Source organism: Fimbriimonadaceae bacterium (assembly GCA_023957775.1).
Classification (GTDB): Bacteria; Armatimonadota; Fimbriimonadia; order Fimbriimonadales; family Fimbriimonadaceae; genus JAMLGR01.
In genome coordinates, this window is the sequence record JAMLGR010000013.1 from 1 (window position 1) to 26,244 (window position 26,244).

A 26,244-nucleotide genomic window follows, 5' to 3' on the forward strand; every position below is an offset into this window, starting at 1 on the left:
ACGCCCCCCGCCTCACGCCTCACGCCCCCGCCTCACGCCTCACGCCTCACGCCTCACGCCTCACACCTCACACCTCACACCTCACACCTCACACCTCACACCCCCCGCCTCACGCCTCACGCCCCCCGCCTCACGCCCTGGCGCCCTCGCGTCGTCTATGATGCACACAGGACCATGATCCATAGAGTTTCTGTGCTCGCACTCCTTCTCCTCACCGCCAGCGTTCGAGCCGAACTTCAGGTCGGCGCCACCCTTCCCGATTGCTCGAAGATCCCGCTGATCTCCATCGACGACGAATTCGAACCGCAGCAGACCACGGTCGACTCGCTCGAGTCCCAACTGCTGAGCGACGGAGTGGCGATCGTCTATTTCTGCTCGCCGCGGCCTGTGCGTGGGTCCGCGTTCCAGGTGACCCTGATCGACGACCTTTCGGATTTGAAGAAGACCGTTCAGAGCGTGCCGTATCCCTGTCGCGCGGTCGCGGTCGTGCCGTTTGGCGAGAAGGGGCGCGAAGATGCCGAGACGCTGCTCCAGGCGAGCCCCCAAAAACCTTGGGGAAACCTCTCGCTCTTCTACGAACCCACCTACCCGCGCCCCGGTCTCTACCGGACCTTTCACCCGGGTGCATCGGGACTTGGGAACGGAGACGCCGAGATCACAACCCCGTGGACGTATCTGATCGGTCCCGACCGCAAGATCCTCGCGGTGCGCGCGCCCGGCAGTTCCGTGCCCCTGTACGATTGGCTGCAGCAAAACCTGCCGGCCACCGTGGTGGCCGTGCCGAAAGCCCCCTCGGGCAACCTCTCCCTGCCGGAGGTCAACATCTGGAACTGGCCGACGTTCCGGCGCACGGCCCAGCGCGCACCCGCCGCGTCCACCCTCCCCGACGTGCTTCCTTACACGTACCTCGCCTGGTCGGCGCCGATCGGACGCACCTTCGCGTCACCCGCGGTGGTGGACAACGTGGTCTACGTGAACTCGGACTCGAAGGGGCTGCAGAGCCTGAACCTCGCGAACGGCCAGCCGCTGCTCTCTTTTCAAACCGGTGCGTCGTGGTGGACCTCGCCGGTCGTCGCAGGTCGGTTCGTCTACTCGATCAGCGCCGATGGCGAACTGTTCGCCATCGATCGCGGCACCTTCGGCGTGCGCTGGAACCGCGATCTCGGCGGGCTGGTCACCTCGTCCCCCATCGTCAGCGACGGCGCTCTCTACGTTGGATCGCGCAACGGCTCGGTCTACGCGGTGGATGCGACCACGAGCGACGTACTGTGGCGGTTCCAGACGGGTGGCGAAATCAGCTCGTCCCCAGCCCTGTTGAACGGGGTCCTGGTGATCGGGAGCGGCGACCGCAACGTCTACGCGATCGACTGCAAGACGGGCGCCTTGAAGTGGAGCGCCTCGACGGAAGGGCCGGTGGACTCCTCTCCGACGATCGCCGGAGGAGACGTGCTCGTGGGCTCTTTCGACGGTGGTCTCTACTCCTTCAAGTTCGCCGACGGCTCCCAAAATTGGCGCTGCCAGCTTGGCGGACTCGTGCACTCCTCGCCCGCGGTCTCCGAGGACACCGTGTTCGTGGGCACTGTGAACTACCCGCGAAGCGAGATCGCCACGTTCAACTGGATCGATTTGAAGACCGGCAAGCGAAAGGGAAGCTTCGACATGCCTGATGCGATCTACTCCTCTCCCACGGTCTGGGGAGATCTCGTGCTCGTGGGCTCTCGCGACCGCCAACTCTACGCGTTCGACCGCAAGATGCGCCAAACGCAACCCGCTTGGACGTACCGAACGCGCAGCTACGTGCACGCCTCGCCGGTGGTCGTGGGCGACACCGTGCTGGTCGCCTCGTTCGACGGGGATCTCTACGCGCTCCGGCAGGCCAAGCCGATCCGCACTTGGACCGACAGCGACATCATCCCGCGCTGGTTCGTCGCGGCGATCTCGGAGGAGCTTCAAGGCCAGGTGGCGAGCCTCATCGACAAGGCCGCTTCCGGCAAGGTCGGGGCGGAGCTCAAGCTCAAGCCGTTCGACGAGGTCTACGCGGCCATCAAGTCGGGCGCCGCGAAACCCGGCACGGCGCCGAAGGTGCTCCCGCGCGACGTGCCGAGCGAGCACCCGGGGGCCCCTTACGTCGCCTATGTGCTGACCTCGGGTCTCTTGGCCGGCTACCCGGATGGAACGTTCAAGCCGAACGATCCCACCACGCGCTACCAGTTCTCGTACGGACTCGCGACGGTTGTCGAGTCGGTGACCCGCCCAGACTTCGCCTGGAAGGAGCTTGGCGATCGGGCGGCCAAGGGCGTGTCCGTCGAAGTACGCATCGACCCGGCACCCGGACGGCCGCGCACGATGCCGCGCGACGTGCCCGCCAACCACTGGGCCACAAAGGCGCTCTCCGACCTCGCCCAGCAGGGGTTGGTCGCCATCGACGAAGACGCGATGTTCCGCGGAAACAAGAACCTCACGCTCAAGGACGCGGCGGAGCAGTGGAACCTGTTCGTGCAGTCGCTTCGCGTCGTGCGGACCAAGTAAGCCCATAATCGGGTTGCCGATGGCACAAGAGTTCGAGCAGTTCGAGCCCAACGAGCGTCTGACCGAGGAAGAGGTCCAGGCGATCGTCAAGCGGTACGGCGAACGACAGTCCGGCGAGGGGACCGGTCCCACGGTCGCGGATGTCGCCGAAACGCTCGGCGTGGACTCCGAGACCGTGGGGCGCATGCTCCGCGAGATCCGTGGGGCTCGGACCGAGCAGCAACTTCAGGAGCGCTTGAACCGGTTGGAGGCGGAAAACGAGGCGTTGCGCCGACGTGCGGAGGACGGGCTGGAAGGATCGTTCTTCTCATCGCGCCATTGGATGATGCGACGCGCCAGGCGCCGAGGCCGTGCGGGGATCCTCGCGGCCGCCATCGCGGCCGCGTTCGTCGCAGCGGGCGGACCCAAAGGCGCGTTTGAATTCGGTCTCGCGGGACCGGTCGTGCTGCTTGCCGTCGGCGCCCTCTTCCTCTGGCGCGTCTTCCGCGATTAGAAGCCTGCCCGAATCCCTTTGCGCACGATGCTCTCGATCGTGATCGGCGGGGTTAGCGTTTGGCCTTTGGCGGGCTGCTTCTGGATCTTGCGCACGACGTCCATCCCGTTGACCACCCGGCCGAAGGCCGCGAACCCCTGACCGTCCGGGTTTCGCTTGCCGCCGTAGTCGAGTTCAGGCTGCGCGCCGATGCAGATGAAGAAGTCCGAGGTCGCCGTGTCGGGCCCGTTCCGCGCCATCGAGAGCGTGCCGTCGAGGTGCTTCAATCCCGTCTTGTTGGTTCGCTCGAGCTGGATCGGAGGGAAGTCCTGTTTGGACATCTCTTCGCTGACGCCGCCCTGGATCACCTCGATCTTCACCTTGTTGTCGGGCTGGTTATCCATCGTCACCGTGCGATGGAACCTCGCGTTCGTGTAGTGGCCCGCATCGACGTAGCGAAGGAAGTTCTTGGTCGTCTCCGGCGCCTTCGCCGGCTCCAGTTCCGCGGTGATGTCGCCGAGCGTCGTGTGGAGGATCACGATGGGTTTGGCGGGCCGCTGTGGGAGTGAGAGGGCCAGGGCGCAGAGGAGCAAGGCTTGCATGGGGGGAGCTTAGCACTGTAGAGAGGCGCCCGGTTGTTTCACGCAACGAGCGCAAGGGACGCAAAGTGTCAACGGCGCGCGGGTTATGATGGAGCCATGAAACGCGATGGGCTCCTTCGAGTTGTTTCGGCCCTTGTCATGCTGTTGCCGTCGGTTCTGGGCGCGGCACAGGGAGTGGGCGGCCTTCTGCAGGGCGAGCAGTTCAAACCCACGCTCAAATTCGCCGACGTGGACGCCAGCTACAAAGCGCTCAAGATCCGCACGGTGGGTTCCTCCGGAGCGGAGAGCATGCTTGGCGGCGGGATGGGCATGATGATGATGATGTTTGGCGCCATGGGCGCCCAAGGCGCCGAGGCCAACGAAGGAATGGGGATGTTGCTGCTTGGTTCGCTCAGCGATCTCTATTGGAGCAAGGGCGAAACGACCAGCCTGATGGGGCACGACTACCTGGTGGCCTACAAGCTGGAGATCGGCCTCCGAACGGACATGAAGGAGCAGGGCATGAGCGACGCTCCGCCCGTTGGAGCGCGTCTGCGGCTCACCCTGATTCGAAACGACGTGATCGCCAGCATCGCCCCCGAACCGGACACGGACATCAAAGCGGTGATGAAGATCCTCGACGATTCGAAGATCCCCTACGACGCGGTGGTGATCCCCATGGATCAGGACGAGTCGATGACCACGGCGATCCTCGCCCCGGTGTTCACCCAAGCCAACAAGGCCTCGAAACAGACGCAGACCCTCTCCAACGCCAAGCAACTGGCGTTGGGCATGATGATGTACCAGGCGGACTACGACGATCTCACGCCCTACGCACAAAGCACGGCGGCCGTCAAGTTCGTGACCGAGCCGTATCTAAAGAACAGCGACCTCTGGAAGAGCCTCAACCCCAACGGAGGCGAGTTCCTGTTCAACATGTCTCTGGGAGGGGTGGATATCAATGATATTCCCAGCCCCGCAGAAACCCCCCTCTACTTCGAGAAGAATGCATGGCCCGATGGGAAGCGCGTGGTGGCCTTCGCCGACGGACACGCCAAGGTGCTGAGCGCCGAGGAGTGGGAGAAGCTTCAGCCCATGCTCAAGTTGAAGCTGAAGCGCACTGCGAAGAAGCCCCTACCCGCGGATTACGGTGTTGGCGTCGGGCGCTGAGGAGTTTCACGCAAAGTACGCAAAGGAACGCCAAGGGAGCGCACTCGCAGAACTGCGGGGTTAGTGTCCTGGGCCGTAGCTTTGCCTTTGCAGGCCGGCGACCTTCGGCCACTCGGCCAACGCCTTCTGAAGTGCGGGGTCCAGTGCGAACCCTCCCGAGGTCAGCCTCCAACCCGCGAGCGTGAGCGAGGGGTTGTCCTTCACCGTGCCCAGCCGGTCGAAAGTGGGGTCGAGGCGGTCCGTGATTCTGCCCGAGCGGACCAGCACGTTGCCTTCCAGCACGTTGCGCATCGGCGCCATCGGCTGGTTGTTGAGGATGTCCACCAGATCGGGGTAGCGCTTACGCCACGGTTCTTGCGTTGCGGGCACCGCGGCCAAACGCTCCTTCAGCGTCGCCAAGGTCGAAGCGGCCCAACCGAGCCCTCGGGCGTCGGTCGAGAAGCCGAGCGTGCAGCCCAACAGGAGGTTGTCCCGCACGACGTTCTCCCGCCCGCCGCCGATGAGCATCGCCCAGTGGCATTCGACGAACACATTGCGCTCGACGAGGGTGCCCGAGAACTGATCGTCCAGATAGACGGCGTTCTCCCACTTGCGCATCCCCCGAATCCGGGCGAAGAGGTTCTCGCGGATCACGGTGCCCCGAGCCGTCCAATCTCGGCCTCCGTAGACCGCTCCTCCATCGCCCGTGTCGCTCAAGAGGTCCACGAAGCGGTTGTGCTCGATCAGATGGTCGTTGCCTCCAAACAGGATCGCGGAGTGGGGCGCGTCTCGGAAGTCGCAGTTGCCGACGGTGATTCCCACTCCGTTGAGGCGCACGGCTGGTCGGTACGTGCGGACCCGCCTCATGAATCGCCGAAACGAGCAGTCGAGGACGACCACGTGCGATGGAGACAGGGTGGCCCGGTCGCCGCAGTCGAGGAAGAAGCCGCCCTCCCCCGTCTCCTCGACCTTGCACGCCAGAAACCGCACGTTGCGGCAGCCCGTCGCTGTCGCCGCGTTGCCGCCAAGACCTTGAAACGTGCACCGGTCGATGGCGACGACCTCGGACTCGCGCAGCTCGAGGGCGCGGCCCCTGCTGTTTTCGAAGGTGAGGCCCTCGATCTGGACGTTGGATCCGTTGTCGAGGGTCAGCAGTGGCTCCCCGACGCGGCTGATTTCGATCCGGCCGTGCTCGCTGCTGGGCCAGAAGACGAGTCGGTTCCCGACGATGGCGCACTCGCCGGGCCGGTCCAGCTCTTCGATCACGTTTTCAAAGCGGATCGGCTGCCCCTTCGCGATGCCGTAGTGGTGTGCGGCCTTGAGCGTCAACGTGGCTTCACGGATGCTCTCGACGGGAATGCCTTCGTCGGCCCAGTCCCACTTCCAGTAGCCGTAGGCCCACACGTCTCCAGGGCCCCAGGTCGCCGGTCGGCTCGAGTCCACTCGGATGACGGGGGCCGTGCCCGTGCCCTGCCCTTGGCCCGCATCGATGACTTCGTAGATGGGGACCATGCCTTCGTTGGGCCACCGCGCGAGTTCTTGGGCGCGGCCGCCCACGAAAAGCTCGCTCGGCGCGTCGCTCGTCACTGTGAATCCTCGCGGCCGTTGGAAGTCGGCTCCCGACAGGCCCAGGCGATTCACCGCGATTTGGCGAACGTGTGCGCCGGCTTGTGGAGGGAGGCGCCTAGCAAGATCCGCATCGACCTCCGTGGTCGCCGAGGACGGGACCGCCACACTGCCTGTGAGGACCGCGCCGGGTTCACCGTGGATCGAGACCCCCCGATGCCGGGCGTCGAGCACGAGCCCGTGCGCCAGCGCGTAGCGCCCTGGAAGCACGACGATGCGCTTGTCCGCCCCGTCAGCCGCGGCCGCCAACGCGCGGCCAAGTGTCGCGAAGGGCTTTGCGGCCGATCCGGGATTCTGATCGGCTCCGGTGGCGGCGACAAAGAGGTCCGCCGCCGCAGGGACGCTCAGGGCAAGAAGGCCGAGGCAGAAGAAGAAAGAGAAGGGCGCACGCATCGCATCCCCATGATGTCCCGATTCCCGACTCCCGACTCCCGACTCCCGATTCCCGACTCCCGATTCCCGATTCCCGATTCCCGTCCCCCGATTCCCGATTCCCGTCACAAGCCATACTGCAGGTATTCCAGTTGAAGGAGGCTGATTTCCGATGAAATCGAAGTTGCTTCTTTGTGTGGGTGCGGGCGCTCTCCTCGTGCTCGGGGCGTTCGCGATTCAGGCCGCCCAAAAACTCCTCGTCAACGGCAAGGTTGCATCCAGCGACCTCCGGATCATTGGAGGCAAGGCGTACGTGCCCCTTGCCGACGTGGCCAAGGCCCTCGACTACACGATCCAGAAGACCAACGGGGGCTACGAACTGATCAAAGCCGGCGGAGCGGGGCAGATCGCCAACAAGAACGTGGGCGCGGTAGGGGAGGAGGTCTTCTCCGGCCAATGGAAGTTCACCGTCGTCAGCGTCGATCGGGTGGCCGAGGCCGTACCCGAATACCTCCCGAACGAGGTGTGGAACCGGCGCACCGCGGGGAACGGAATGGAGATCGTGGTCCTCAAGTGCCGCGTCAAGAACGGGACCGACAAGAAGGACACGATCGTCCTGGACAAGTGGGAAGGCAACAATACGACGCTGACCGACATGGACGAAAACGCCTACGAGCCGACCCAGCATGGCTACGACGGCAAGTTCAACGAGCACTTTCCCGATGGGGCGACCTTCTTGCCTGGAGGCGCTGTCAATTTCAACCTAAGGTTTGAAGTGCCCAAGAACGCGAAGCTCAAGGACCTCGTGTTCACGGTGATCCGCTACGACGATCGGAGCAACACCAAGACGAAGGCGCCGACGGACTTCCGCGTCCATCTCAACACCGATTCCCGAATCCCGATTCCCGATTCCCGTCCCCCGGGGTAGAAAGAGGGTGGTAAAGGAGGCATAGCGATGAACGCTAAGCAATCGTCTCTTGTCATTGCCGTCGGCCTCGTGGCCACCGCGGTTGTGGTAGGGCAGCAAGGGCGCCTGCCCCTTGGGCAGCGTCTGCCGACGCAGAGCATGGTTCGCTTGGGCCAGGTGCGCCAACTGCCTGCGATCAACCTGAGGCAGCAAGGAGCTCTGACCGCCTTCACCTTGCTCGAACAGCAGATGTTCGGCGCGGGCGACCGACGCATCGTGCTACTCGAAGAGGGGGGTACCCCCGGACGCAGCTTCCCGACCACGATCCAACGCCCCTCGATCTCGCCCCACAACGCGAACCAGCTCCTGGTCGGAGACCTTGGTGCGAGGACGATCTCGACGTTCGACGTCAAGACCGGAAAGCTGAGTCCGTTGCTGAACCTCCGGGAGGTTCGAGATCAAGGGCCCCCGTCTCCGCCCACGATCGACCAACTGCAAGCGGGCGAGTTCTCAAGCGTGGCTTCGGACGGCAAGAACGTCTACGTCGCCGTCGAAGCGGGATTCTCCAGCGCGATCTTCAAGATCGACCCGGCAAGCAAACGCATTGTCGCGAAAACATGGGCATCCGCCGAAGATCCGGAGGCGATGACGTTTCACGACGGATCGCTCTACGTGCTCGTGGGCCAAGGTCGGGAAGTTCGGCGGTTCTCCGAGTCCCTGGTGAAGAGCCACGATCTGATCTCCCTGCCGACTTCCGGCAAGGGGCTGGGCGTCACGGGCTCGGAAGTGCGGACTCTGGCGAACAACCAGACGCGCGTGGCGAGATACACGATCGGCGGCCAGTTGCTGTCCCGAACCACCCTCCGCGCGAATCTCGACCTTCGGCGCCCCGTGAGGCTGAGCCCCAAACTTCGAATCAAACTTCCAGCGGGGTTGCTCAGGAAGCGGTACGCCGTGTTGATCTGCGGCGATCTCGCCGAGAACTTCTCGGGCGAGTGCTTCTGGAACGATACGGTCTGGATGTTCAAAACCCTGCTGGCCAACGGCTATCAACCCGCGGACATCTTCGTCCTCTATGGGGATGGAGTGGATTACGCGTCGGCCAACCCCGCGTACCAGCACCCGTCGACCGTGACGGACTTCGCCGCGACGACCTCGCAGGTGAATCTCGTGCTGGACGGCCTGAAGAACGGCGACGCCGCGAACGCCATCCCGAAGATGGACTCGAACGACACGCTGTTCGTGTGGACGTTCGACCACGGCGCGTCGTCGGGAGGCGTCGCATATCTGTGCCTTCGCGACGCGTGGATGAGCGCGTCTTCGTTCTCGACGAAGCTCAATGCGATTCCCTATGAACAGCGGGCGATCTTCATGCAGCAGTGCTACAGCGGGGGGTTCATCAACTCCCTCAAGAACAACAAGACCTTCATCTCCACGGCGTGTCGCAGCGACGAGGTCGCACGACCGGCCGATACGGAGAACGAGATGGTGGGTGGGAAGACGTACTCGCACGGCGAGTTCAATTACCACGTGACCACGGCGCTGAACCGCCTGAAGACGAGCCCTCCGGGAGGAGCGGTGAACGCCGACGGCAACAGCGACACCTTCGTCTCCTCGGGTGAGATGCACGCGTGGAACGTGTCTCACGAGAGCCGACCCGAGACCCCACAGGTCAACGATATGGGCGGCATTGGGAACGTGTTCAGGTTCAAGAAGTAGGCTGCACGGCAAGAAACCCCGTCCCGGCCGAAATCGGCGGGACGGGGTCTTTGCGCAGCGCCCATTCCGTGGGCTTACTTGATGCCGTCCGCAGGTACGCGGAAAGCCAGGTCGTTGGTGAGGCGAACCCCAAAGCGCGTGCCGGTGTCGAGCGCCACGTCCCGCACCTTCGCCTTGTCGATCGTACCAAAGAGGTAGCCGAGCGCCCCTCCGATCAGGGAGTCGGTAAGGAGGTTGCCCTTGGTGAGCACCGAAACCAGGGCGCCGGCGCCCGCACCGTAGCCGACGTACTTGAGGTCGTCCTTCTTGCTGGAGGCCTTTGCCACCAGTTTTCCGTTCTCCGTGGTCACGCTGTTGCCGTCCAAGCCGTGCAGCACGCCGTCGATGCGGTGGCGCGATCCGTCCGGCAAAGTGATCCGGTCGAACTCAAGACCCAACGCTCCAGGTGTGTCGCCGATCTTGGCGCTGACCGCGGAGACGCGACCTTCGAGGGTTGTGCCCTTGGGCAGCCTGTTGTACTGGTCGGCGCCCGAAGTGTCCAGCGGTGCGGTGAACCGGTCTCCGACTCGAGATGCGTTCGAGCTCAACTTGGTGTTGAGCGTGAACGGAATCACGATTCCCGGGCTCATGTGCGCCACGACGGTGTCGTTAAGGGCTGGGGGGATCGTCGCGATCGTCCCTGTCGTGACGATCTCGACCGTACGGGTCGAGGCGATCCACTCCACACTGGCACCGAGCGCTTCACTCAAGAAACGAAGGGGAACCATCGTGCGGCCGTTGGTGATGGACGCGGGCGCGTCCAACCGCATCTGGTTGCCGTTGACGCTGGCGTAGTTGGAGTTGATGGGCAGTCGAATGACGTCGGTTCCGCGTTGGGCGGTCACCGTTCGGGAGTTGGCATCCCACACCACGCTTGCGTTCATGTACTCGAACACGCCGCGGACGGGGACCATGACCCTTCCCTGGGACATCATGGGTTGCACATCGGCAAACGTGACGAGGTTGTCGTCCACGGTGGTCCGAATGGTCTGGGCGCTCGCCACTCCGGCGAGCGAGACGGCTGCAAGGGTCAGAGTGAGGGCTAGGTTTCTCGGACCTTGCTTACTCGACCTGGATTGGAAACCTAGGGTTTTCATAACAAGGGGATCCTACTTGGGAATCCTAGGGCAACACCAGTCTGCCTACCGAGTGTCAGTAGAACCATAGACAGAACTCGGCGGACTTGCAGACTATGGCCAGTACCGGTCATGATTCAAGCATCATGTTGTGGACACTCGTATTGATCCTTCTCATCTTGTGGATTCTTGGCATGGTGACCGCGACTACCTTGGGTGGTCTGCTTCACGTGTTGCTTGTGGTCGCTGTCATCGTCGTGATCGTGAACCTCCTCAGTGGGCGAAAGGCCCTCTAGGCTCGATAGTCCTGCTCAAGGAGGCACCATGGGTATAGTGGAAGAAGTAGCCTCTGAATTGCAGCTTGGGCCGGAGCCATTTATCAGTACGCAAAGCCTCTCTCCGCGCGAATCCGAAATCGTCGAGTTAGCCATCGACGGCCTCACCAACGAGGGTATTGCCAATCATCTCGGGTTGAGCGTCGGCACCGTGAACACGTACTGGCTCCGCATTCGACTCAAAGTGGGCGGTGTTGGAAGGACCGACAGCGTGGCCAAGGTGATCACCGAACGCGCCGAACGCGCTCTGGCGGCCGCAAACGTCGACAGCCAGGACCTCCGCGACCATATCGCGGACCGAGAACTTGCTTTGTTGCAAGCCAAGGCGTCCCTTGCGCTCCTGCAACTGGCGATCGATCAGATCAAATCGACCGTGTGGGCAACGGACAGGGATCTCTCGATCCAGATCCTGGCCAATGGGCTCATGCCATCCTCGCACTGCGGTGTCGTGTGGGAGACGGGCAAGACGGTCTACGAGATATTCAAATCGACAGATCCGGAAGATCTTCCCATCGCCGCGCATTTGGACGCTCTGAGAGGGAAGGAGTCGTCCCATCGGCTACGAGGCGAATTCAGCAAGATGTTGCTTCGCGTCGTCCCCTTGCGAGATGAGACGGAAGAGATCATGGGTTGCATAGGGATCATGAACTACATCGAGTAGTGTGTGACTTGAGAGGCACTTGGAACGCCCTAGTTGCTTAGCCACAAGACCGAGTGGCGGATTCCAAAGTCGTGGAGGAACCCGATGTCGTCGTGGTCTGCCATCGGTGCACTCTGGATGCCGAGTCCGCCGTAACCGACGTGCAGCATGTCGTCGTTGGACCCTCCGACCCAGCGATACCCCCAGATCACGTCGCCGCCAAACCAGGCGGCGGCGGGCGCCGACCGGGATTGCGTCCACTCGTCGTAGAACCGCTTCACCATCCAACCGCCCCCGATCGAGGAGTCCGCTATCTGGTGAGCGACGTACGTGCATGAGGGGTCGTTCGGCCCGGCGGTGAACCCCTTGCCGTAAACGTAGAGCCGCCCCTTGGGTCCTGCATCGCGCGATGCGTTGAAGAGGACCGTGAGCCTTCCCGTTCCGCGGCATTGGCCTTTCTCGCCCTCGACCCACTCCATCGAACGCTCGCGCAAGCGTCCTGATTGGTCCTCGAATCGGCGGATCTGCCACCTCTTGGGCCGTTGCGGGTCCTGGTCCTGAGCGAGCGCGAGCACGAGTTCGCCGGTCAGGGTGTCGGTGCACATCCCGACTGGATTCGTGCTCTGCAGGAACAGCCCGAGGGTTCGCACGAAGGTGCCGTCCCGTTCCATGACCTTGTAGTCCACGGCACCGTTCACCGGGTTCCAGAGGAAGAGGAACAGGCGCCCACCGCTCACGCCCACGGTCGGTACGAGGGCGGGGTTGGGGTCGATGACTTGCGGTTCCTCGGGCGCCAGTTGGGAGGCTTTGACGATCACGTTCTGCATGACGACCCCTTGAGCCGTTTGATAGAAGACGCGGATCTTGCCGGCGAAGCTTGCCGCAACGGGGTCTCCCACCAGCCCCTCCGGGGCGAGTACGACGGGTTCGCCCCAAGCGTAGGGTTTCTGCAGGCGCTGCAGCACCAGGCGTCCCGGCTGGTCGGGCCCGCTGGTCGGGTCCTTCGAACCCTTGGCGAGAACGGGGCTGTCTCCAAAGAGCGCGAACGCCCCGCCGTCGTGAACGAAGAGCCAGGGGGCCGTCTCGATCTTCGCCACATCGTCCCTTCGGCCGGCGTTGGTCGAGTAAGAGTAGTTGATGTCGGCCCGGATGTGTTTCTCGCCGAACACGCCGTTCCAGTTCCAGTCGATAAGCGTCGTGTCGCCGTTGGGCTTAAGGCGGAAGTGGTAGGGGCCTTTCTCGAGGAACTTCACTCGGTCGTAGGGAAGGGGGATCGTTTCGTCCAAGTCGGTTTCGTTCAGCACGTAGTCGGCGAGTGAGCCGTCGCTGTAGTGAATCTTGTTCCCGCTGTCTTCGAACGAGTAGGAGTACGCGTAGTTCATCAGGCTCGGGTAGGTGGGGCAGAGGTTGTTCGGCCAGAACCCCTCGTGGTCGAGGCCCATTTGGTGGCCGAACTCGTGCACGAACACGGCCCACAGCGCGTTTTGCCCCACGGTGCCGCCGTTGCCCAACTGGTCGGCCTGGCCCCCGCCGCCGGGGGTGACCTGCATCCAGTGCACCACGCCCTGCCACTTGGGCGGTAAGAACTTGGCCCGGTTTTCCCGCCACCCGTTGTTGAGATCGTCTCCCGTGACCGGATCGAGGAAGATGGGGTGGAAGCGGATGCCGTCTTTGCCGTCGGGATTCTGGATCTTGAGCGTCGTGTAGAACTTGTCGACCAGCTCGAATTGACTCTTGACCAGATCCTCCTTCACCGTCTCAAACCGTGAGATCAGGCAGATGGCGTCGAGGTGGTTGGGGTCGCAGCCGAGGCCCTTGAGGTCGAGGTCGCGAAACGTGCCGGTCTCCCATCCGTCGAGGAGCCCATCGCCGTCGGTGTCGGGGTTGAGGGGGTCGGTTCCCAACGCCTGTTCTTGGGTGTTGTCGAGGCCATCGTGGTCGAAGTCGGTCTCGCCGGGAGTGAGTGCCCGGCGCAGAAACACTTCGTTGCGCGTGTGCTTTTCAGACCCGTAGCGAAACGAGACGAGGTCGAGGTCGCCATCTCCGTCGACATCGCCGATCGCGGCGGCGGTTGGCGCGGGGGGAAGGCCGTCGGCGGCGAGTTGGGTGGTGCCTTCTGGGGTCCATAGGGTGTCGTCCCAAGTCGCGAACCCGGGACCGGCTGCCGGGCGCGAACCCTTGCGCGCCGTTCCGATTCTCGCGCCGATCTTGAGAGACTCGGGATCGAGAAGGTGGATCTCTCCCCGGGCGCTCTCGCAGATGAGGGCGGAGCCGGCATCGCCGATCCAGAGCGTGCTCTTGGGCACGCGCACCGTGGTTGCCTTTCGAGCGGCGGAGTCGATGCGGAACGCGCGCCCGTCCTGCGTGGAGAACGCGAGGAGCGCCTTGCCGCCGTCGAGGACCGCCACCGCGGGCGCGGCGAGCGGAGCGGGAAGCTCGACCCAATCCGGAGTGTCCTGGAACTTCCGCTTCTGAAGGGATCCGGCGAGGCGCAAGGTCTTGCCGTCGAAGATCCCCACGACATCGGCGCCTGGAGTTGCGTCGATCGTTCCCACGGCAGCGGCCTGGCACTCCTTGCCCCAGTTGGTGAGAGCTTGGAAGCCTGGCGCACTCTTTTGGCCCGCTACGGATGGGCCGACGTCGAGGATGCACGCCCCCGGCGGGTACACAGCCACAAGGTCTGCGAAGCCGTCGGCATCCACATCGCCCACGAAAGGCAGGCGTGGCGGGGCTCCGGTCCCGAGCGCCCAGGGCTGGGGCGGGGCGAACGCCGGAGGCATGCCCAAGGCGAGAAGCAGTGCAACCATGCTGAGTCCAGTTTGCCACCAACTTGGGAGTGGTTTTGGTGGGACTCGCGATAGACTGCGAACAATGGCGGAGATCACACGCAGGACGATGTTGAAGGCGGCGGGTAGCGCTGCCGTGGGGCTGGGCTGGGCCGGACGGGTCCTGGCCGTGATGGAGGATGGATCGATCGTGGTTCAGCAATCGCGAATTCCGGAGCAGAAGAACCTTTCCGCCGCGTGGCGGAACAGCCTGGTCGAGCGGGGGACCAAGGAGGTCTGGAGCGGCCCCGACCTCGAGTCGATCGGGATGCCCGTCGGCGGCATCGCCGCCGGCCAGCTCTACCTGTGCGGCGACGGCACGCTGGGTTGGTGGGAGATCTTCAACCACCACACGTTCTTCGGCTACGGCTTGACCTCGTACGCCAAGCGCGCCATCCCGAAGCCCGTGAAGTTCGGGTTCCGAATCGAGTGCGCGGGTCGCTCGTGGAGCCTCGACAAGGACGGTTTTTCCAATGTTGCGTTCCGGGGCGAACACCCCATCGGGACCGTGACCTACCAAGGCGACTGCCCGCTCGAGGCGACGGTGACGGCTTACTCGCCCTTCATCCCGCTCAACGCAAAAGACTCCGCGCTGCCTGCGACGGTGTTCGAAATCGAACTCGCCAATCGCGGCGCCTCGCCCGTGCAGGCGACGTTGGGCGGCTTCCTCGAAAATGCGGTGGCCGCCTCCGCGAAGGAAGACCCCGGCCAGCGGAAGCGCTCGACGACGCGTGTCGAGGAGCCTGGCCTCGCGATGATGGTGCACCGCGCCGACCCGGCCAAGCAGACCCTCGGCGAGCCGCCTGCGGCCGTTCGCAAGCCCGTGTTGATCGCGGATTTCGAGGGGCCCGATTACGGCGATTGGACCGTCGAGGGCGATGCCTTCGGCAAAGGCCCTGCCCGGGGCACGTTGGCCGATCAGAACCCGGTGACCGGGTTCGTGGGCAGCGGCCTCGTCAACAGCTTCTACAAAGGCGACGGGACCACGGGCCGCCTCTTGTCGCCGGAGTTCGTTTTGGACCGGCGCTTCCTGAACTTCAAAATCGGCGGCGGCAATTTCCCCGGCGAGACGTGTGTGAACTTGCTCGTGGACGGCAAGTTGGTGCGCACCGCGGCGGGTCGGAACTCCGAGAAGCTTCTGTGGGAGACGTGGGACCTTGGCGATCTGGAAGGCAAACGAGCGCGGATCGAGATCGTCGACAAAGCCACGGGGGGCTGGGGGCACATCAACGCCGACCACTTCGAACTTGCCGACTCCATCCAGTCGCTCGAGGACCTGAAGGTCCGGAACGGCGACGCCAACCGCGACCACGGGACCTTGGCGTTGGCCCTTTTGGCGACCGGCACCGCACCGAGCGCCTCCAGCTACGGATTCGAAGAGCCGTATATCGGCGAGGTGGCAACCGAGTCCTTCACGGTTGCGCCGGGCGCATCGAAGACCTTCCGGTTCGTGCTGGCTTGGCACTTCCCGAACCACCCGAACGGCCGGCAGTACGCGAACTGGTTCGAAGACGCGGCGGCCGTCGCTCGGTATGTGGACCATCAGTTCGACCGGCTGAGCGCGGACACGAAGCGGTGGCGCGACACCTACTACGACTCCACCCTCCCGTACTGGCTCTTGGACCGCCTCCACTCCACCCTGGGGAACTTGGCGACGGGCACCACCGAGTGGTGGGGCAACGGCCGGTTTTGGGCGTGGGAAGGGGTCGTGTGCTGCTCGGGCACCTGCACGCACGTGTGGAACTACGAGCACGGCCTCGCGCGGCTCTTCCCCGAGATCGAGCGCAACATCCGCACGCGCCAGGACTTTGGCGCAGGGTTCGACGAGGCGACGGGCCTCGTTGGCTTCCGAAGCGACAAGGCGTACGCCGCGGACGGGCAGTGCGGCACGATCCTGAAGGCGTACCGCGAGCATCTGACCGGCGCGGACTCGGGTTTTCTGCGCGAGAACTACCCGCGGATCAAGAAGGCGCTCGAGTTCCTCATCAAGCACGACGGAAACGATGACGGCGTGCTCGAAGACAGCCAGCCGAACACCTATGACATCGACTTCTACGGGCCGAACACGTTCGTGGGCTCGCTCTACCTGGGCGCCCTACGCGCGGGGGAGGAGATGGCGCGGGAAGTCGGAGATCCGACCTTCGCGGCGAAGTGCCGGACGTTGTTCGAGAAGGGAAGCGCGGAGACGGTGAAACGGCTGTGGAACGGCGAGTACTTCGCGCAAGTGGTGGACGAGAAGCAGCACGCAAAGTATCAGTACGGACCCGGCTGCCTGTCCGACCACCTGTTCGGCCAGGGCTGGGCGCATCAGGTGGGGTTGGGGGCGCTCTATCCGCCGGAGATGGTCAAGAAGGCGCTGCAGTCGGTGTGGAAGTACAACTGGGCGCCGGACGTCGGCCCGTACAACAGTCTGTGGAAGCCCGAACGCCCCTACGCGGTGCCGGGCGAGGCCGGTCTGTTCATCTGCACGTGGCCGAAGGGCGGCCGGCAAGGTGAACCCGTGCGCTACCGGGACGAGGTGTGGACAGGCATCGAGTACCAGGTGGCTGGCCACATGATCTGGGAGGGGATGGTCGAGGAGGGATTGGCGATCTGCAAGGCGGTTCACGAGCGCTACCACCCCGCCAAGCGCAACCCGTACAACGAGGTTGAGTGCAGCGACCACTACGCCCGCGCCCTTGCGTCGTGGGGCGTGTTCACGGCGCTGGCGGGGTTCGAGTACCACGGCCCGCGCGGCGTGCTCGGCTTCGCCCCGCGCGTGTCGCCGGAGAAGTTCCGCTGCGCGTTCACGGGTGCCGAGGGTTGGGGCTCGCTGGAGCAGCGGATCGAGGGCGGGCGTCACACCGCACGGGTGGAACTGACCTGGGGTCGCCTCGGTTTGTCGGAACTGCAACTTCAGTCGAAGGCGCAGGGCGAAGCCAAGGCCAGTGTGGGAGGGAAGGCAGTCCCCTGCACCACCACTCGCGATGGAGAGCGTCTCGTCGTCCACTTCGCGCCAGCGCTCGCGCTGGTCGAGGGGCAGACTCTAGAAGTGACGCTCTGACTGTGGGAGTGCGCGAGCTTGCTCGCCGCCCTGTCCCCGAGCGGCTCGCCGCGAGTCGGATCGCCGACCAAGGTCGGCGGTAATCAAGGCGCGACCAAGGTCGCGCACTCCCAAAGGGAGCTAGACTTCTCAAATGGCGATGTTGGCGTTGCTGGGGATGGTGGGTGCGATGGCGGTGGGAAGTCTGCAGCCGGTGGAGCTGCGTTGCGAAGCGATGGTGGATCCGGTGGGCGTCGGGCTGAAAACGCCCCACCTGAGTTGGAAGCTGCGGGCGACCCAGGCCGGGGCGCGAAACCAGCGTCAAACCGCGTATCAGATACGGGTTGAGACCGACGGCAAACCCGCGAAGGTCTTGTGGGACACGGACCGCACGGAGTCCGACGCCACCTACGGAATCCTCTATGGCGGCTCGCCGCTGGCTTCCGGACAAGCGTGCCGGTGGCAGGTGCGCGTTTGGGATCAGGACGGCCAAGCCTCGCCCTGGAGCGAGCCTGCGACCTTCTCGATCGGTCTCCTCGACAACGAGGCGATGCAGGCGCAGTGGATCGGGCTCGATGCCCCGCGACTCGCCTTGGAGGCTTCGCAGCCCTTCTACGGGGCCAAGTGGATTTGGCATCCCGCGGACCCCGCGGGTAAGGTGCCCGCAGGCGTGAACCGCACGTTCCGCAAGTCGTTCGTCGCGCTCCCGAATCTGGAGGCCGCGACCTTAAGGCTTTCGGCTGACGACCAGTTCGAGGTGTTCCTCAATGGCCAACAAGTCGGGGCGAGCGACGGCAACGCCGATGCGTGGAGGCGCCCGGTCACGTTGGACCTGCGACCCCATCTGCAGGTTGGCGAGAACACGTTGGAGATTCGCGGCCACAACACCGTCGAAGGGGCCGCCGCCGTGCTTGCCAAGCTTCGGATGCGCTCGCGCGGCGGGCAGGCCGAATCGGTGGTCACGGACGAATCGTGGCAGACCGACGGGGCCGCGGCCAAGGTGATCGCCGCGTTCGGGGACGGGCCCTGGGGCTCCGGCGTCGGCACGAATGTCTTGCTGCCTCCCGCACTGTTCCTCCGGCACCCCTTTCATGTCAACAACGGTGTCCGCCGGGCGATCGTGTACTACTCCGCCCTCGGGCTGGTGGAGCTTCGCCTGAACGGGAAGAAGGTTGGGGACGACCTGTTCGTTCCGGGCTGGAGCGATTACGACGATCGCGTCTATGTCCGCGCGGTCGACGTCACCGATCGGCTGATGCACAACGACAACGTGGTGGGCCTGATACTGGGCGACGGCTGGTACTCCGGCTATATCGGCTACGGGCACCGCCGCGACCACTACGGTTCGAGGACGCGCGCGTGGGCGCAACTTGTGATCGAGTACGACGATGGCTCGAAGCAAGTCGTGGCGACGACACCGGAGTGGCGCGCCAAGACGGGGCCGATCGTGGAGTCGGACTTCCTGATGGGCGAGCGGTACGACGCGCGCAAGGAACTCGACCAGTGGGACGTGCCGGGTCAGGTGGAGCCCTCCGAGTGGTCGAAGGTGGATGTGGGCACCGAGAAGCCGGTTCGCCTCGAGCCGTTCCCGTCGCAAACCGTCCAAGTGATTCGGGAACTGCGTCCCCGACACGTGACGGAGACGGCGCCGGGGGTCTACGTCCTCGATCTGGGACAGAACATCGCCGGGTTCGCCCGGCTGAAAGTCGAAGGGAAGCCGGGTCAGGAGATCACGCTGCGCTTCGCCGAGCGGCTCTCGCCCGACGGCACGATCTACACGGAAAACCTGCGCGGCGCGCGCGCCATCGACACCTACATCTGCCGTGGAGGCGGGGTGGAGACGTGGGAGCCGCGGTTCACCTTCCACGGGTTCCAGTACATCGAGGTCACCGGCCTCGCCACGACGCCACGAGGGGACCAAGTCGTGGGGCTCGCCATCAGCACCGACACCCCCGAGGTGGGCACGCTCGAGACGTCGGACCCGATGCTCAACCAGCTCGTGAGCAACGCGTGGTGGACGCAGAAGATGAACTTCATCGACATCCCCACGGACTGCCCGCAGCGCGACGAGCGGCTCGGGTGGACAGGCGACGCCCAGGCGTACATACGCACCGCGTGCATGCTGAGCGACGTGCAGCCCTTCTTCACGAAGTGGCTCGTGGCGTTGGACGACGCGCAACGGGCGGACGGCCAGTACCCGATGGTCGCCCCGCTCAAGGTGGCCGGTGGCGACGGCGGCCCCGCGTGGGCCGACGCGGGCGTGATCTGCCCCTGGACGATCTACGACGCCTACGGCGACAAAGACCTTCTCGCCAGACACTATCCGAACATGAAGCGCTTCGTCGAGTTCACTCGCGGACGGTGCATCGAGGGGTTGCTTCCACCGAAAGAGTTCCACTGCTTCGGCGACTGGGTGAACATCGGCTCGCCCACCCCCAACGAGGTGATCTTCGAGGCGTACTTCGCCTACAGCACCGAGCTGCTGGCCCGTTCGGCGCGCGTTCTTGGAAAGAGCGAGGAAGCGGCGCACTACGAGGCCCTGCACGCCCAGATCCGCGAGGCGTTCAACAAGGCGTATGTGGGTGCGGACGGCGTGGTGAAGGGCGACTCCCAATGCGCGTACGTGCTGGCGATCGCGTTCGACCTGCTTTCGCCGGAGATGGAGCGCAAGGCCACCGAGCGCCTGGTGGCGGACATCGAGAAGCGCGGCTGGCATCTCTCGACGGGTTTCGTGGGCACGCGCGACATCATGCGCGCGCTCACGAAGGTGGGCCGCAACGATGTGGCGTTCCGGCTGCTGCACAACACGACGTTTCCGTCGTGGGGCTTCACCATCAAGAACGGCGCGACGAGCATTTGGGAGCGCTGGGACGGGTGGACGCCGGAGAAGGGGTTCCAGGATCCCGGGATGAACTCGTTCGCGCACTACGCGTTCGGGGCCGTGGTGGGTTGGATGTTCGACCAGATCGGAGGGATCTCGAACCTGGAGGCGGGATTTGCCAAAGTGCGCCTTGCGCCGCAGCTGGACCCGAACCTCAAGTGGTCGCGCTGCACCTACGATTCGGTGCGGGGCAAGATCGTGTGCGATTGGTCGGTGAAGGACCGGCGCGTCACGATGCGGGTCGTGGTACCCCCGAACGTGACAGCGGAGGTGGTGGTGCCGGGCAAAAACGCGCGCAGCGAAGGGTTGAAACCAAGGGCCGACGGTGTGTTCGAAGTGGGTTCCGGCATGTGGGAGTTCTTGGCGGACCGGTAGTTGGGTTTGGATGGGGGTGGTGGGTGGCACTTCCATGGGGTGGAAGAGGTCGTCCCGATAGAATCGGGATCGCCCCGACCAGATTCACGGACTCGAATTGAACCTGCGGCTGCGGGTCATTGGTTGCTCTTGCCCTTTGCCTTCGGCGCACCGCAGGTCAAACTCCGCACGCGCCAGGAGACGCCGGCATACAACCACGTGGTCCAGTTCGACGACTTCTGACCCGCACAATTGCCAGGAATCGCGCCGATTTGCGGGATTCGTTCCACAAGATCATTGTACGTGGGACGCGCAGTCGCTACAATCGAGTGACGCACGGGTGTCGGTCCGTCGAGATCTGTGTTCCGGGAGGGACGATGCGCGGTTTCACGACGGTAGTTGCATGGTGCGGGTTATTGATCGCGGCGGATGCCGCCTTTTTTGGGTTTGAAGGCGAAGCCGAGGTCGGCGGCCTGACGAGCCTTGTTCAGACCGACTCAGGTTTGACACTGACGATCAGCCGCTCGACGGGACTGACGTTTGGGATCCAGGACGTCCAGGGGTTTGTACCTTCCTGGGGGAATCGGGCCCTGAGTCCGTTTGCCAACTCCTCTGCGAACGACTACTTTGTCGGGAACTTCAGCAGCGCGGTGAGCTACGTCACGCTGCGCGGCGGCGATGGAGGCGGCGACCCCGACATACTCGAGCTTGAGGCGTACTCCGGACTCGACGGTACCGGCACCCTCATCGACCTGGATTCCGCAGATTACGGGACCAACGGGTTCCCGGCCGATATCGGCGTCTCCGTCGCCGGAGCGGGGATCCAATCGATCCGCTTCCGCGGCGGGTCGGGCCACGACCCCAACTGGCAGTATCCCAACAGCATGTACATCGACAACATCACGACGACGCCCGTGCCGGAGCCGGTGACCCTGGGTCTCGGGATCGGAGCGCTCGCGGCCGCCGCGAGGCGTCGCCGCGGCTCCGCCGCCGGCATCTGAGGGGACATTATGGACCGTGCCACCATCCGTGGGCACGGCCCATGGACTGCCTTGCAAGTCGTTCCGAATCGCTCGACGCTCCCCGGCGAGACGCATCGTGATCGTGATCGACCGGTGGCCTCGTCCCATGCGCCGCGAGGGCCCGGCGATCTGGACCAGTTGAGGGCGCTCGATCCGACGAAATCCGCGCGTTGAACTTGCCCAAACCTTCATTGGGTGGAAAAGGTCGCCGTAATCCCATCAGGCACCGGCTTATTGAAACCCCGGGGAAGGAGCATGGGCCGCCTGAGACGAAACCCATGGGGATGGCGCTCGTGGAGATTCAAGAGGTGTCCCACGCTTACGGCGCCACCCAGGCCCTCGACGGGCTGAACCTCACGCTCCACGAAGGTGAGGTGCACGCCGTCTGCGGGGAAAACGGGGCGGGGAAGTCGACGTTGAACCGCATCCTGTCGGGCACTCTCGTTCCCTCGAGCGGGACTGTGCACCTCGACGGCGAACCGCTTCCTCTGGGCAGCGTGCCTGGGTGCGAGGCGGCGGGCGTCGCCATGGTGCATCAGGAGCCCTCGTGGTTTCCCGATCTCGATGCTGCCGACAACCTGTTCCTCATGCACGAACCGGTCGCCGCGGGCATCTGGTACGACCGCACCGAAGCCCGAAGGCGGACCCTGGAGCTTCTGGAGTCGCTGGGAGAGCGATTCCCGGTCGATCGGCCCCTCGCCGAGCTGACCTTCGCGCAGCGCCAGATGGTGGCGATCGCCCGGGCCCTTGCCCGGAAGTGCCGTGTGTTGATCCTCGACGAACCCACGGCCTCGCTTTCGGCGAGGGAGGTGGACGCGCTGTTCCGCGTCGTGGGATCGCTGCGCGATCGCGGGGTCACCGTACTCTACGTCACGCATCGGCTCGACGAGGTGTTCGCCCTCGCCGACCGGGTGAGCGTGCTCCGCGACGGGCACCTGGTCTCCACCCACGGGATCGACGCCGCATCGCCCAAACAGGTGGTCCACGACATGATCGGGCGGGCGATTCCCGAAGCGGAGCGCGGGCCGTCGTCGAGGGGCGAGCCGCGGCTGTCGGTCCGGGGCCTGGGCCGGCGAGGCGCGTTCGAGGGCATCGACCTGGAGGTGGATTCCGGGGAGGTCGTGGTCCTCGCCGGCCTCGTGGGCGCCGGGCGCTCCGAAGTGGCGCGGGCGATCTTCGGACTCGACCCGCCCGATGCGGGCGGGGTGGAGGTGGCGGGGAAACCTCTTGCTCTGGGAGACCCCGCTCAGGCCTTGCGCGCGGGCATCGCGTACCTTCCTGAGGATCGGCAATCGGAGGGGCTGCACGTGCCCCTCTCGATCCGCGAGAACGTCTCGATGGCCTCCCTGGGGAGCGTGAGCCGCGCCGGTTGGATGAACGTGCGCGCCGAAGCCGCCCGAGCGGAACACGCGGTCCAGCAACTTGCGATTCGCGCCTCTGGAGTGGAGGCTCCGGTGGCTTCGCTTTCCGGGGGAAACCAGCAGAAGGTGCTCCTCGGCAAGTGGCTCGCCACGGCGCCGAGCGTGCTGATCCTCGACGAGCCCACCCGAGGCGTCGACGTGGGGGCCAAATCGGAGGTCCACAGGACCATCCGAGCGCTCGCGGCCGAAGGAATGGCCGTGCTTGTGATCTCGTCCGACCTTCCCGAGGTTCTCGCGCTGGCGGACCGCGTGGTGGTGATGCGCGAGGGCACCATCGCGGGCGAGTTGCCCGCGGAGTCCGCCACCGAAGAGGGCGTTTTGGAGTTGGCGCTCCCGCGAGGCGCCGAGACCGTTGCGTCCGTCGCGAGGCGAGGGATTGGCCGCGAGGCCGGGGTCGCACTGCTGCTGGGGGCCACCGTCGTGTTTGCGGCGTTGATGAACCCCGCGTTTCTTTCGCTCGAAAACGTGCGCGACATGCTGGTCCGCATCGCTCCTGTGGCGATCGTCGGGTGCGGACTGACGCTCGTGGTGCTCGCGCGCGAGATCGACATCTCCGTGGGTTCTTTGATGGGGGTGTGCGCGGCCGTGCTAGGGCTCGCGGGTTCGACGGACCGCTGGGGATTGCCCGTGGCTGCCGCTGCGGCGCTGTGCCTGGGCGCCGGATTGCTGGGCGGGCTGGTCAACGGCCTGCTCGTCACGTTCGGGCGCGTGCCCTCGATCATCGCGACGCTCGCGACCCTCTCCATCTTTCGGGGCGTGACGGAGCTGCTCCTCGGCGGCCGTTGGGTGGAGCACATGCCCGACGGGCTGCGTGCTTTCGGGACCGGTTCGCTGGCGGGGCTGCCCTACGTCGTGCTGGCTGCTCTGGCGATTTCTGTTGCTACAATCTGGGTGCACCGCCGCACGCCCTTCGGGCGGCGCGTCGTGGCGCTCGGGAGCGCGCCGGAGTCGGCGCAGCGCGCGGGCGTGCCTTCGCGCCGGATCCGCCTCGCGTGTTTTGCCCTTGCGGGGTTGTTGGCGGGCGTGGCGGCGCTCTTCAGCGCGACGCAGCTCCAGGTCGTCGAGTCGGGCTTCGGTGTGGGATTCGAGCTGTCGGTCGTGGCTGCGGTGGTCGTCGGCGGCACCTCGATCCGTGGGGGAAGGGGAGGAATGGTCGGAACCCTCCTGGGCGCCACTCTGCTCGGCATCGTCGGCTCGGTGCTGATCTACCTGCGCCTTGGGGACGCGGCGACGTATTGGGAGCGCGCGATCCAGGGCGGCTTCATCGTGGCGGCGGTCCTGGGCGACGCGTTGGGGAGGCGGCGATGAGGCGCATCCTTCAAACGCACGAGGCCGCCTTGGCCGTGCTGTTGATCGTGGGATTGGCAGTGGCGGGAACGATGGACCCGACCTTCGTTTCGCTGCGCGCGCAGACGCTGCTCTCCACCCACGTGTGGGAGCTGGCGATCGTCGCCGTGCCGACCATGCTGATCATCGTGTCCGGGGGCATCGACCTTTCGGTGGGTTCGATCGTGGCGCTGGCCGCCGTGGCGTTCGGGCTCCTCGTCGAAGCGGGTTGGGCCGTGCCGTGGGCCGCAGCGGTGGCGCTTGTTGTGGGCGCGGCGTGCGGTTCGGTGAACGGCTGGTTGGTGGCGCGCCTTCGGGTCCACCCTCTGATCGTCACGCTCGCCACCATGGCGGTGTTTCGCGGGGTCGCGGAGGGTGTCAGCTTGGCGAGGCCGTTGTCGGGCTATTCGGAGGGCTTTCGCCAACTTTCGGAGGGCCGTTTGGGGGGCATGCCGCTGCCGGGAGTGGTGTTTCTCATCGTCGTGCTTGCCGCGGGGATTGCCATGCGCAAGACCACGGTGGGGCGCCAAATCGTGGCGATCGGGTTGAACGAGGTTGCCGCCCGCTACTCGGGGCTGCGGGTCGCGCGGGTGAAGATGTTGCTCTATGCGGGCAGCGGGCTGGCTTGTGCGGTGGCGGCGCTGCTGCTGGTCGCGCGGAACAACACGGCGAAGGCGGACCTGGGCACGGGTCTCGAGCTGGAGGCCATCACGTGCGCGGTGCTCGGCGGCACGCGCATCGAGGGGGGCACGGGCAACGTTTTCGGGCTTCTGCTCGGTATCGTATTGATTCACGAGACGCGCGAGTTTGTGAGTTGGCACTGGAAGCAGAGCGAGTTGAACCTGATAGTGATCGGGGTGTTGCTGCTGGCTTCGGTGCTCGCCCAAAGGGCGCTTGCAGGCCGCACGGCGAGCGAGGGAACATCATGACCAACCGTATCGCGATCTTCTTGGCCTTGGCGCTGGTTCTGACCGGCTGCGGCGGCCCCAAATCAGCAGACCAGGAGCCGACGGCGGGTGGCACCAAGTCCATCACCGTCGCGATGCTCCCGAAGAAGAAAGGCGTGCCGTACTTCACGAGCTGTTCCGAGGGCGCGATGGAGGCCGCGAAGGAGTTGGGGAACGTCGAGCTCATCTACGACGGGCCCACGAGCGGCGACGCGGGGGACGCGGTGAAGCTGATCGACCAGTGGATCGCCCAAGGTGTGGACGTGATCGCGGTTTCGCCCAACGACCCCGACGTGCTCAGTCCCGCGATGAAGCGCGCCCGAGACGCGGGCATCCACGTGCTGACGTGGGACGCCGACGGAACGCCGGATTCGCGCGAGTTCCTCGTGAACCAGGCGACACCGCAAGAGATCGGGTACTCGCTGGTGGACGCCATGGCCAAGGATTTGGGCGGCGACGCCGCCACGGGGGACGTGGCGATCGTGACCGCCGCGCTCACCGCCGCGAACCAGAACGAGTGGATCAAATACATCAAGGAGCGACTCCCGAAGTACCCGGGCCTCCACTTGGTGGCAACGAAGCCCTCGAACGAGGATCAGAAGCTCGCATTCTCCGTGACCCAGGACCTCATGAAGGTCTATCCCAACCTCAAGGGCGTGTTCGCGATCTCATCGGTCGCCTTTCCGGGGGCGGCGGAGGCGGTGAAGCAGGCGGGGAAGAGCGGGCAGGTGCTCGTCACGGGCCTTGCGACCCCCAACGACATGCGCGCCTACGTGAAGGACGGGACGGTCCAATCCGTGATTCTATGGAATACGAAGGACCTGGGCTACCTCACGGTCTACGCCGCCAAGGCGCTGGTTGACGGGGATCTGAAACCCGGCGCCACGGTGCTGAAGGCCGGGCGGCTAGGCGAACGCAAGGTCGAGGGCGACCAAGTGATGCTGGGCGGCACCCTCACGTTCACGAAGGACAACATCGACAACTTCGACTTCTAACCCTCG

The 26,244-nt window shown here is 65.0% G+C and carries 17 protein-coding genes; 13 read left to right on the forward strand and 4 right to left on the reverse strand.

Going from position 1 to position 26,244, the window contains the following annotated elements; all coding sequences use genetic code 11:
• The first annotated feature begins 174 nt into the window (after window positions 1-174).
• Both M9921_11315 and M9921_11320 read left to right on the forward strand, forming a co-directional pair.
• On the forward strand, window positions 175-2,529 hold the full coding sequence (locus M9921_11315; GenBank protein ID MCO5297435.1) for a PQQ-binding-like beta-propeller repeat protein: 2,355 nt from the start codon (window positions 175-177) through the stop codon (window positions 2,527-2,529).
• A gap of 19 nt (window positions 2,530-2,548) precedes the next feature.
• A complete protein-coding gene (locus M9921_11320) occupies window positions 2,549-3,022 on the forward strand; it encodes a transposase (GenBank protein ID MCO5297436.1) in 474 nt (157 codons plus the stop codon).
• Here M9921_11320 and M9921_11325 read toward each other — a convergent pair.
• Window positions 3,019-3,603: a peptidylprolyl isomerase gene (locus tag M9921_11325; protein MCO5297437.1), complete on the reverse strand. Its 585-nt coding sequence runs from the start codon at window positions 3,601-3,603 to the stop codon at window positions 3,019-3,021. The genes M9921_11320 and M9921_11325 overlap by 4 nt on opposite strands.
• Before the next feature lie 96 nt (window positions 3,604-3,699).
• Here M9921_11325 and M9921_11330 point away from each other — a divergent pair, with 96 nt between their 5' ends.
• Window positions 3,700-4,752, forward strand: coding sequence for a hypothetical protein (locus tag M9921_11330; GenBank protein ID MCO5297438.1), 1,053 nt, complete (start codon window positions 3,700-3,702; stop codon window positions 4,750-4,752).
• Between the two features lie 60 nt (window positions 4,753-4,812).
• Here the strand turns inward: M9921_11330 and M9921_11335 are convergent, their stop codons facing one another.
• Window positions 4,813-6,750, reverse strand: a complete 1,938-nt coding sequence (locus M9921_11335; GenBank protein MCO5297439.1) for a right-handed parallel beta-helix repeat-containing protein — start codon at window positions 6,748-6,750, stop codon at window positions 4,813-4,815.
• A gap of 151 nt (window positions 6,751-6,901) precedes the next feature.
• On the opposite strand from M9921_11335, the gene M9921_11340 reads away from it, so the two are divergent.
• Together M9921_11340 and M9921_11345 are read left to right on the forward strand one after the other, a co-directional pair.
• Window positions 6,902-7,657, forward strand: coding sequence for a DUF4352 domain-containing protein (locus M9921_11340; GenBank protein MCO5297440.1), 756 nt, complete (start codon window positions 6,902-6,904; stop codon window positions 7,655-7,657).
• Between the two features lie 27 nt (window positions 7,658-7,684).
• On the forward strand, window positions 7,685-9,355 hold the full coding sequence (locus M9921_11345) for a hypothetical protein (protein ID MCO5297441.1): 1,671 nt from the start codon (window positions 7,685-7,687) through the stop codon (window positions 9,353-9,355).
• A gap of 74 nt (window positions 9,356-9,429) precedes the next feature.
• On the opposite strand, the gene M9921_11350 is transcribed toward M9921_11345, so the two are convergent.
• A complete protein-coding gene (locus M9921_11350; protein ID MCO5297442.1) occupies window positions 9,430-10,491 on the reverse strand; it encodes a copper amine oxidase N-terminal domain-containing protein in 1,062 nt (353 codons plus the stop codon).
• A 125-nt stretch (window positions 10,492-10,616) separates the two neighbouring features.
• On the opposite strand from M9921_11350, the gene M9921_11355 reads away from it, so the two are divergent.
• Both M9921_11355 and M9921_11360 read left to right on the forward strand, forming a co-directional pair.
• Window positions 10,617-10,766 carry a lmo0937 family membrane protein gene (locus M9921_11355; protein MCO5297443.1) on the forward strand — a complete coding sequence of 50 codons (150 nt, stop codon included), beginning with the start codon at window positions 10,617-10,619 and terminating at the stop codon, window positions 10,764-10,766.
• 28 nt (window positions 10,767-10,794) lie between these two features.
• Entirely contained in the window at window positions 10,795-11,466 is a 672-nt protein-coding gene (locus M9921_11360; protein ID MCO5297444.1) for a helix-turn-helix transcriptional regulator, read from the forward strand.
• A 29-nt stretch (window positions 11,467-11,495) separates the two neighbouring features.
• Here the strand turns inward: M9921_11360 and M9921_11365 are convergent, their stop codons facing one another.
• On the reverse strand, window positions 11,496-14,252 hold the full coding sequence (locus tag M9921_11365) for a zinc-dependent metalloprotease (GenBank protein ID MCO5297445.1): 2,757 nt from the start codon (window positions 14,250-14,252) through the stop codon (window positions 11,496-11,498).
• Window positions 14,253-14,316: 64 nt separating this feature from the next.
• On the opposite strand from M9921_11365, the gene M9921_11370 reads away from it, so the two are divergent.
• The 6 genes from M9921_11370 (at window position 14,317) to M9921_11395 (ending at window position 26,238) form a co-directional block, all read left to right on the forward strand.
• Window positions 14,317-17,313 (forward strand): non-lysosomal glucosylceramidase, encoded by a 2,997-nt coding sequence (locus M9921_11370; GenBank protein ID MCO5297446.1) that lies wholly within the window; start codon window positions 14,317-14,319, stop codon window positions 17,311-17,313.
• 133 nt (window positions 17,314-17,446) lie between these two features.
• Complete coding sequence (locus M9921_11375) at window positions 17,447-20,548, forward strand: family 78 glycoside hydrolase catalytic domain (GenBank protein MCO5297447.1); 3,102 nt, start codon at window positions 17,447-17,449, stop codon at window positions 20,546-20,548.
• A gap of 395 nt (window positions 20,549-20,943) precedes the next feature.
• Window positions 20,944-21,528 (forward strand): hypothetical protein, encoded by a 585-nt coding sequence (locus M9921_11380; GenBank protein MCO5297448.1) that lies wholly within the window; start codon window positions 20,944-20,946, stop codon window positions 21,526-21,528.
• A 299-nt stretch (window positions 21,529-21,827) separates the two neighbouring features.
• Window positions 21,828-24,278, forward strand: a complete 2,451-nt coding sequence (locus tag M9921_11385) for an ATP-binding cassette domain-containing protein (GenBank protein ID MCO5297449.1) — start codon at window positions 21,828-21,830, stop codon at window positions 24,276-24,278.
• Window positions 24,275-25,225 carry an ABC transporter permease gene (locus M9921_11390; protein MCO5297450.1) on the forward strand — a complete coding sequence of 317 codons (951 nt, stop codon included), beginning with the start codon at window positions 24,275-24,277 and terminating at the stop codon, window positions 25,223-25,225. The genes M9921_11385 and M9921_11390 overlap by 4 nt, the downstream gene beginning before the upstream one ends.
• Entirely contained in the window at window positions 25,222-26,238 is a 1,017-nt protein-coding gene (locus tag M9921_11395; protein MCO5297451.1) for a substrate-binding domain-containing protein, read from the forward strand. Before M9921_11390 ends, M9921_11395 begins: the two co-directional genes overlap by 4 nt.
• Window positions 26,239-26,244: the final 6 nt, after the last annotated feature.

Bases quoted from the DNA above. Each gene is read 5' to 3' on its own strand.
- M9921_11315 (MCO5297435.1), top strand. From the start codon at position 175: ATGATCCATAGAGTTTCTGTGCTCGCACTCCTTCTCCTCACCGCCAGC.
- M9921_11320 (MCO5297436.1), top strand. From the start codon at position 2,549: ATGGCACAAGAGTTCGAGCAGTTCGAGCCCAACGAGCGTCTGACCGAG.
- M9921_11325 (MCO5297437.1), bottom strand. From the start codon at position 3,603: ATGCAAGCCTTGCTCCTCTGCGCCCTGGCCCTCTCACTCCCACAGCGG.
- M9921_11330 (MCO5297438.1), top strand. From the start codon at position 3,700: ATGAAACGCGATGGGCTCCTTCGAGTTGTTTCGGCCCTTGTCATGCTG.
- M9921_11335 (MCO5297439.1), bottom strand. From the start codon at position 6,750: ATGCGTGCGCCCTTCTCTTTCTTCTTCTGCCTCGGCCTTCTTGCCCTG.
- M9921_11340 (MCO5297440.1), top strand. From the start codon at position 6,902: ATGAAATCGAAGTTGCTTCTTTGTGTGGGTGCGGGCGCTCTCCTCGTG.
- M9921_11345 (MCO5297441.1), top strand. From the start codon at position 7,685: ATGAACGCTAAGCAATCGTCTCTTGTCATTGCCGTCGGCCTCGTGGCC.
- M9921_11350 (MCO5297442.1), bottom strand. From the start codon at position 10,491: ATGAAAACCCTAGGTTTCCAATCCAGGTCGAGTAAGCAAGGTCCGAGA.
- M9921_11355 (MCO5297443.1), top strand. From the start codon at position 10,617: ATGTTGTGGACACTCGTATTGATCCTTCTCATCTTGTGGATTCTTGGC.
- M9921_11360 (MCO5297444.1), top strand. From the start codon at position 10,795: ATGGGTATAGTGGAAGAAGTAGCCTCTGAATTGCAGCTTGGGCCGGAG.
- M9921_11365 (MCO5297445.1), bottom strand. From the start codon at position 14,252: ATGGTTGCACTGCTTCTCGCCTTGGGCATGCCTCCGGCGTTCGCCCCG.
- M9921_11370 (MCO5297446.1), top strand. From the start codon at position 14,317: ATGGCGGAGATCACACGCAGGACGATGTTGAAGGCGGCGGGTAGCGCT.
- M9921_11375 (MCO5297447.1), top strand. From the start codon at position 17,447: ATGGCGATGTTGGCGTTGCTGGGGATGGTGGGTGCGATGGCGGTGGGA.
- M9921_11385 (MCO5297449.1), top strand. From the start codon at position 21,828: ATGGGGATGGCGCTCGTGGAGATTCAAGAGGTGTCCCACGCTTACGGC.
- M9921_11390 (MCO5297450.1), top strand. From the start codon at position 24,275: ATGAGGCGCATCCTTCAAACGCACGAGGCCGCCTTGGCCGTGCTGTTG.
- M9921_11395 (MCO5297451.1), top strand. From the start codon at position 25,222: ATGACCAACCGTATCGCGATCTTCTTGGCCTTGGCGCTGGTTCTGACC.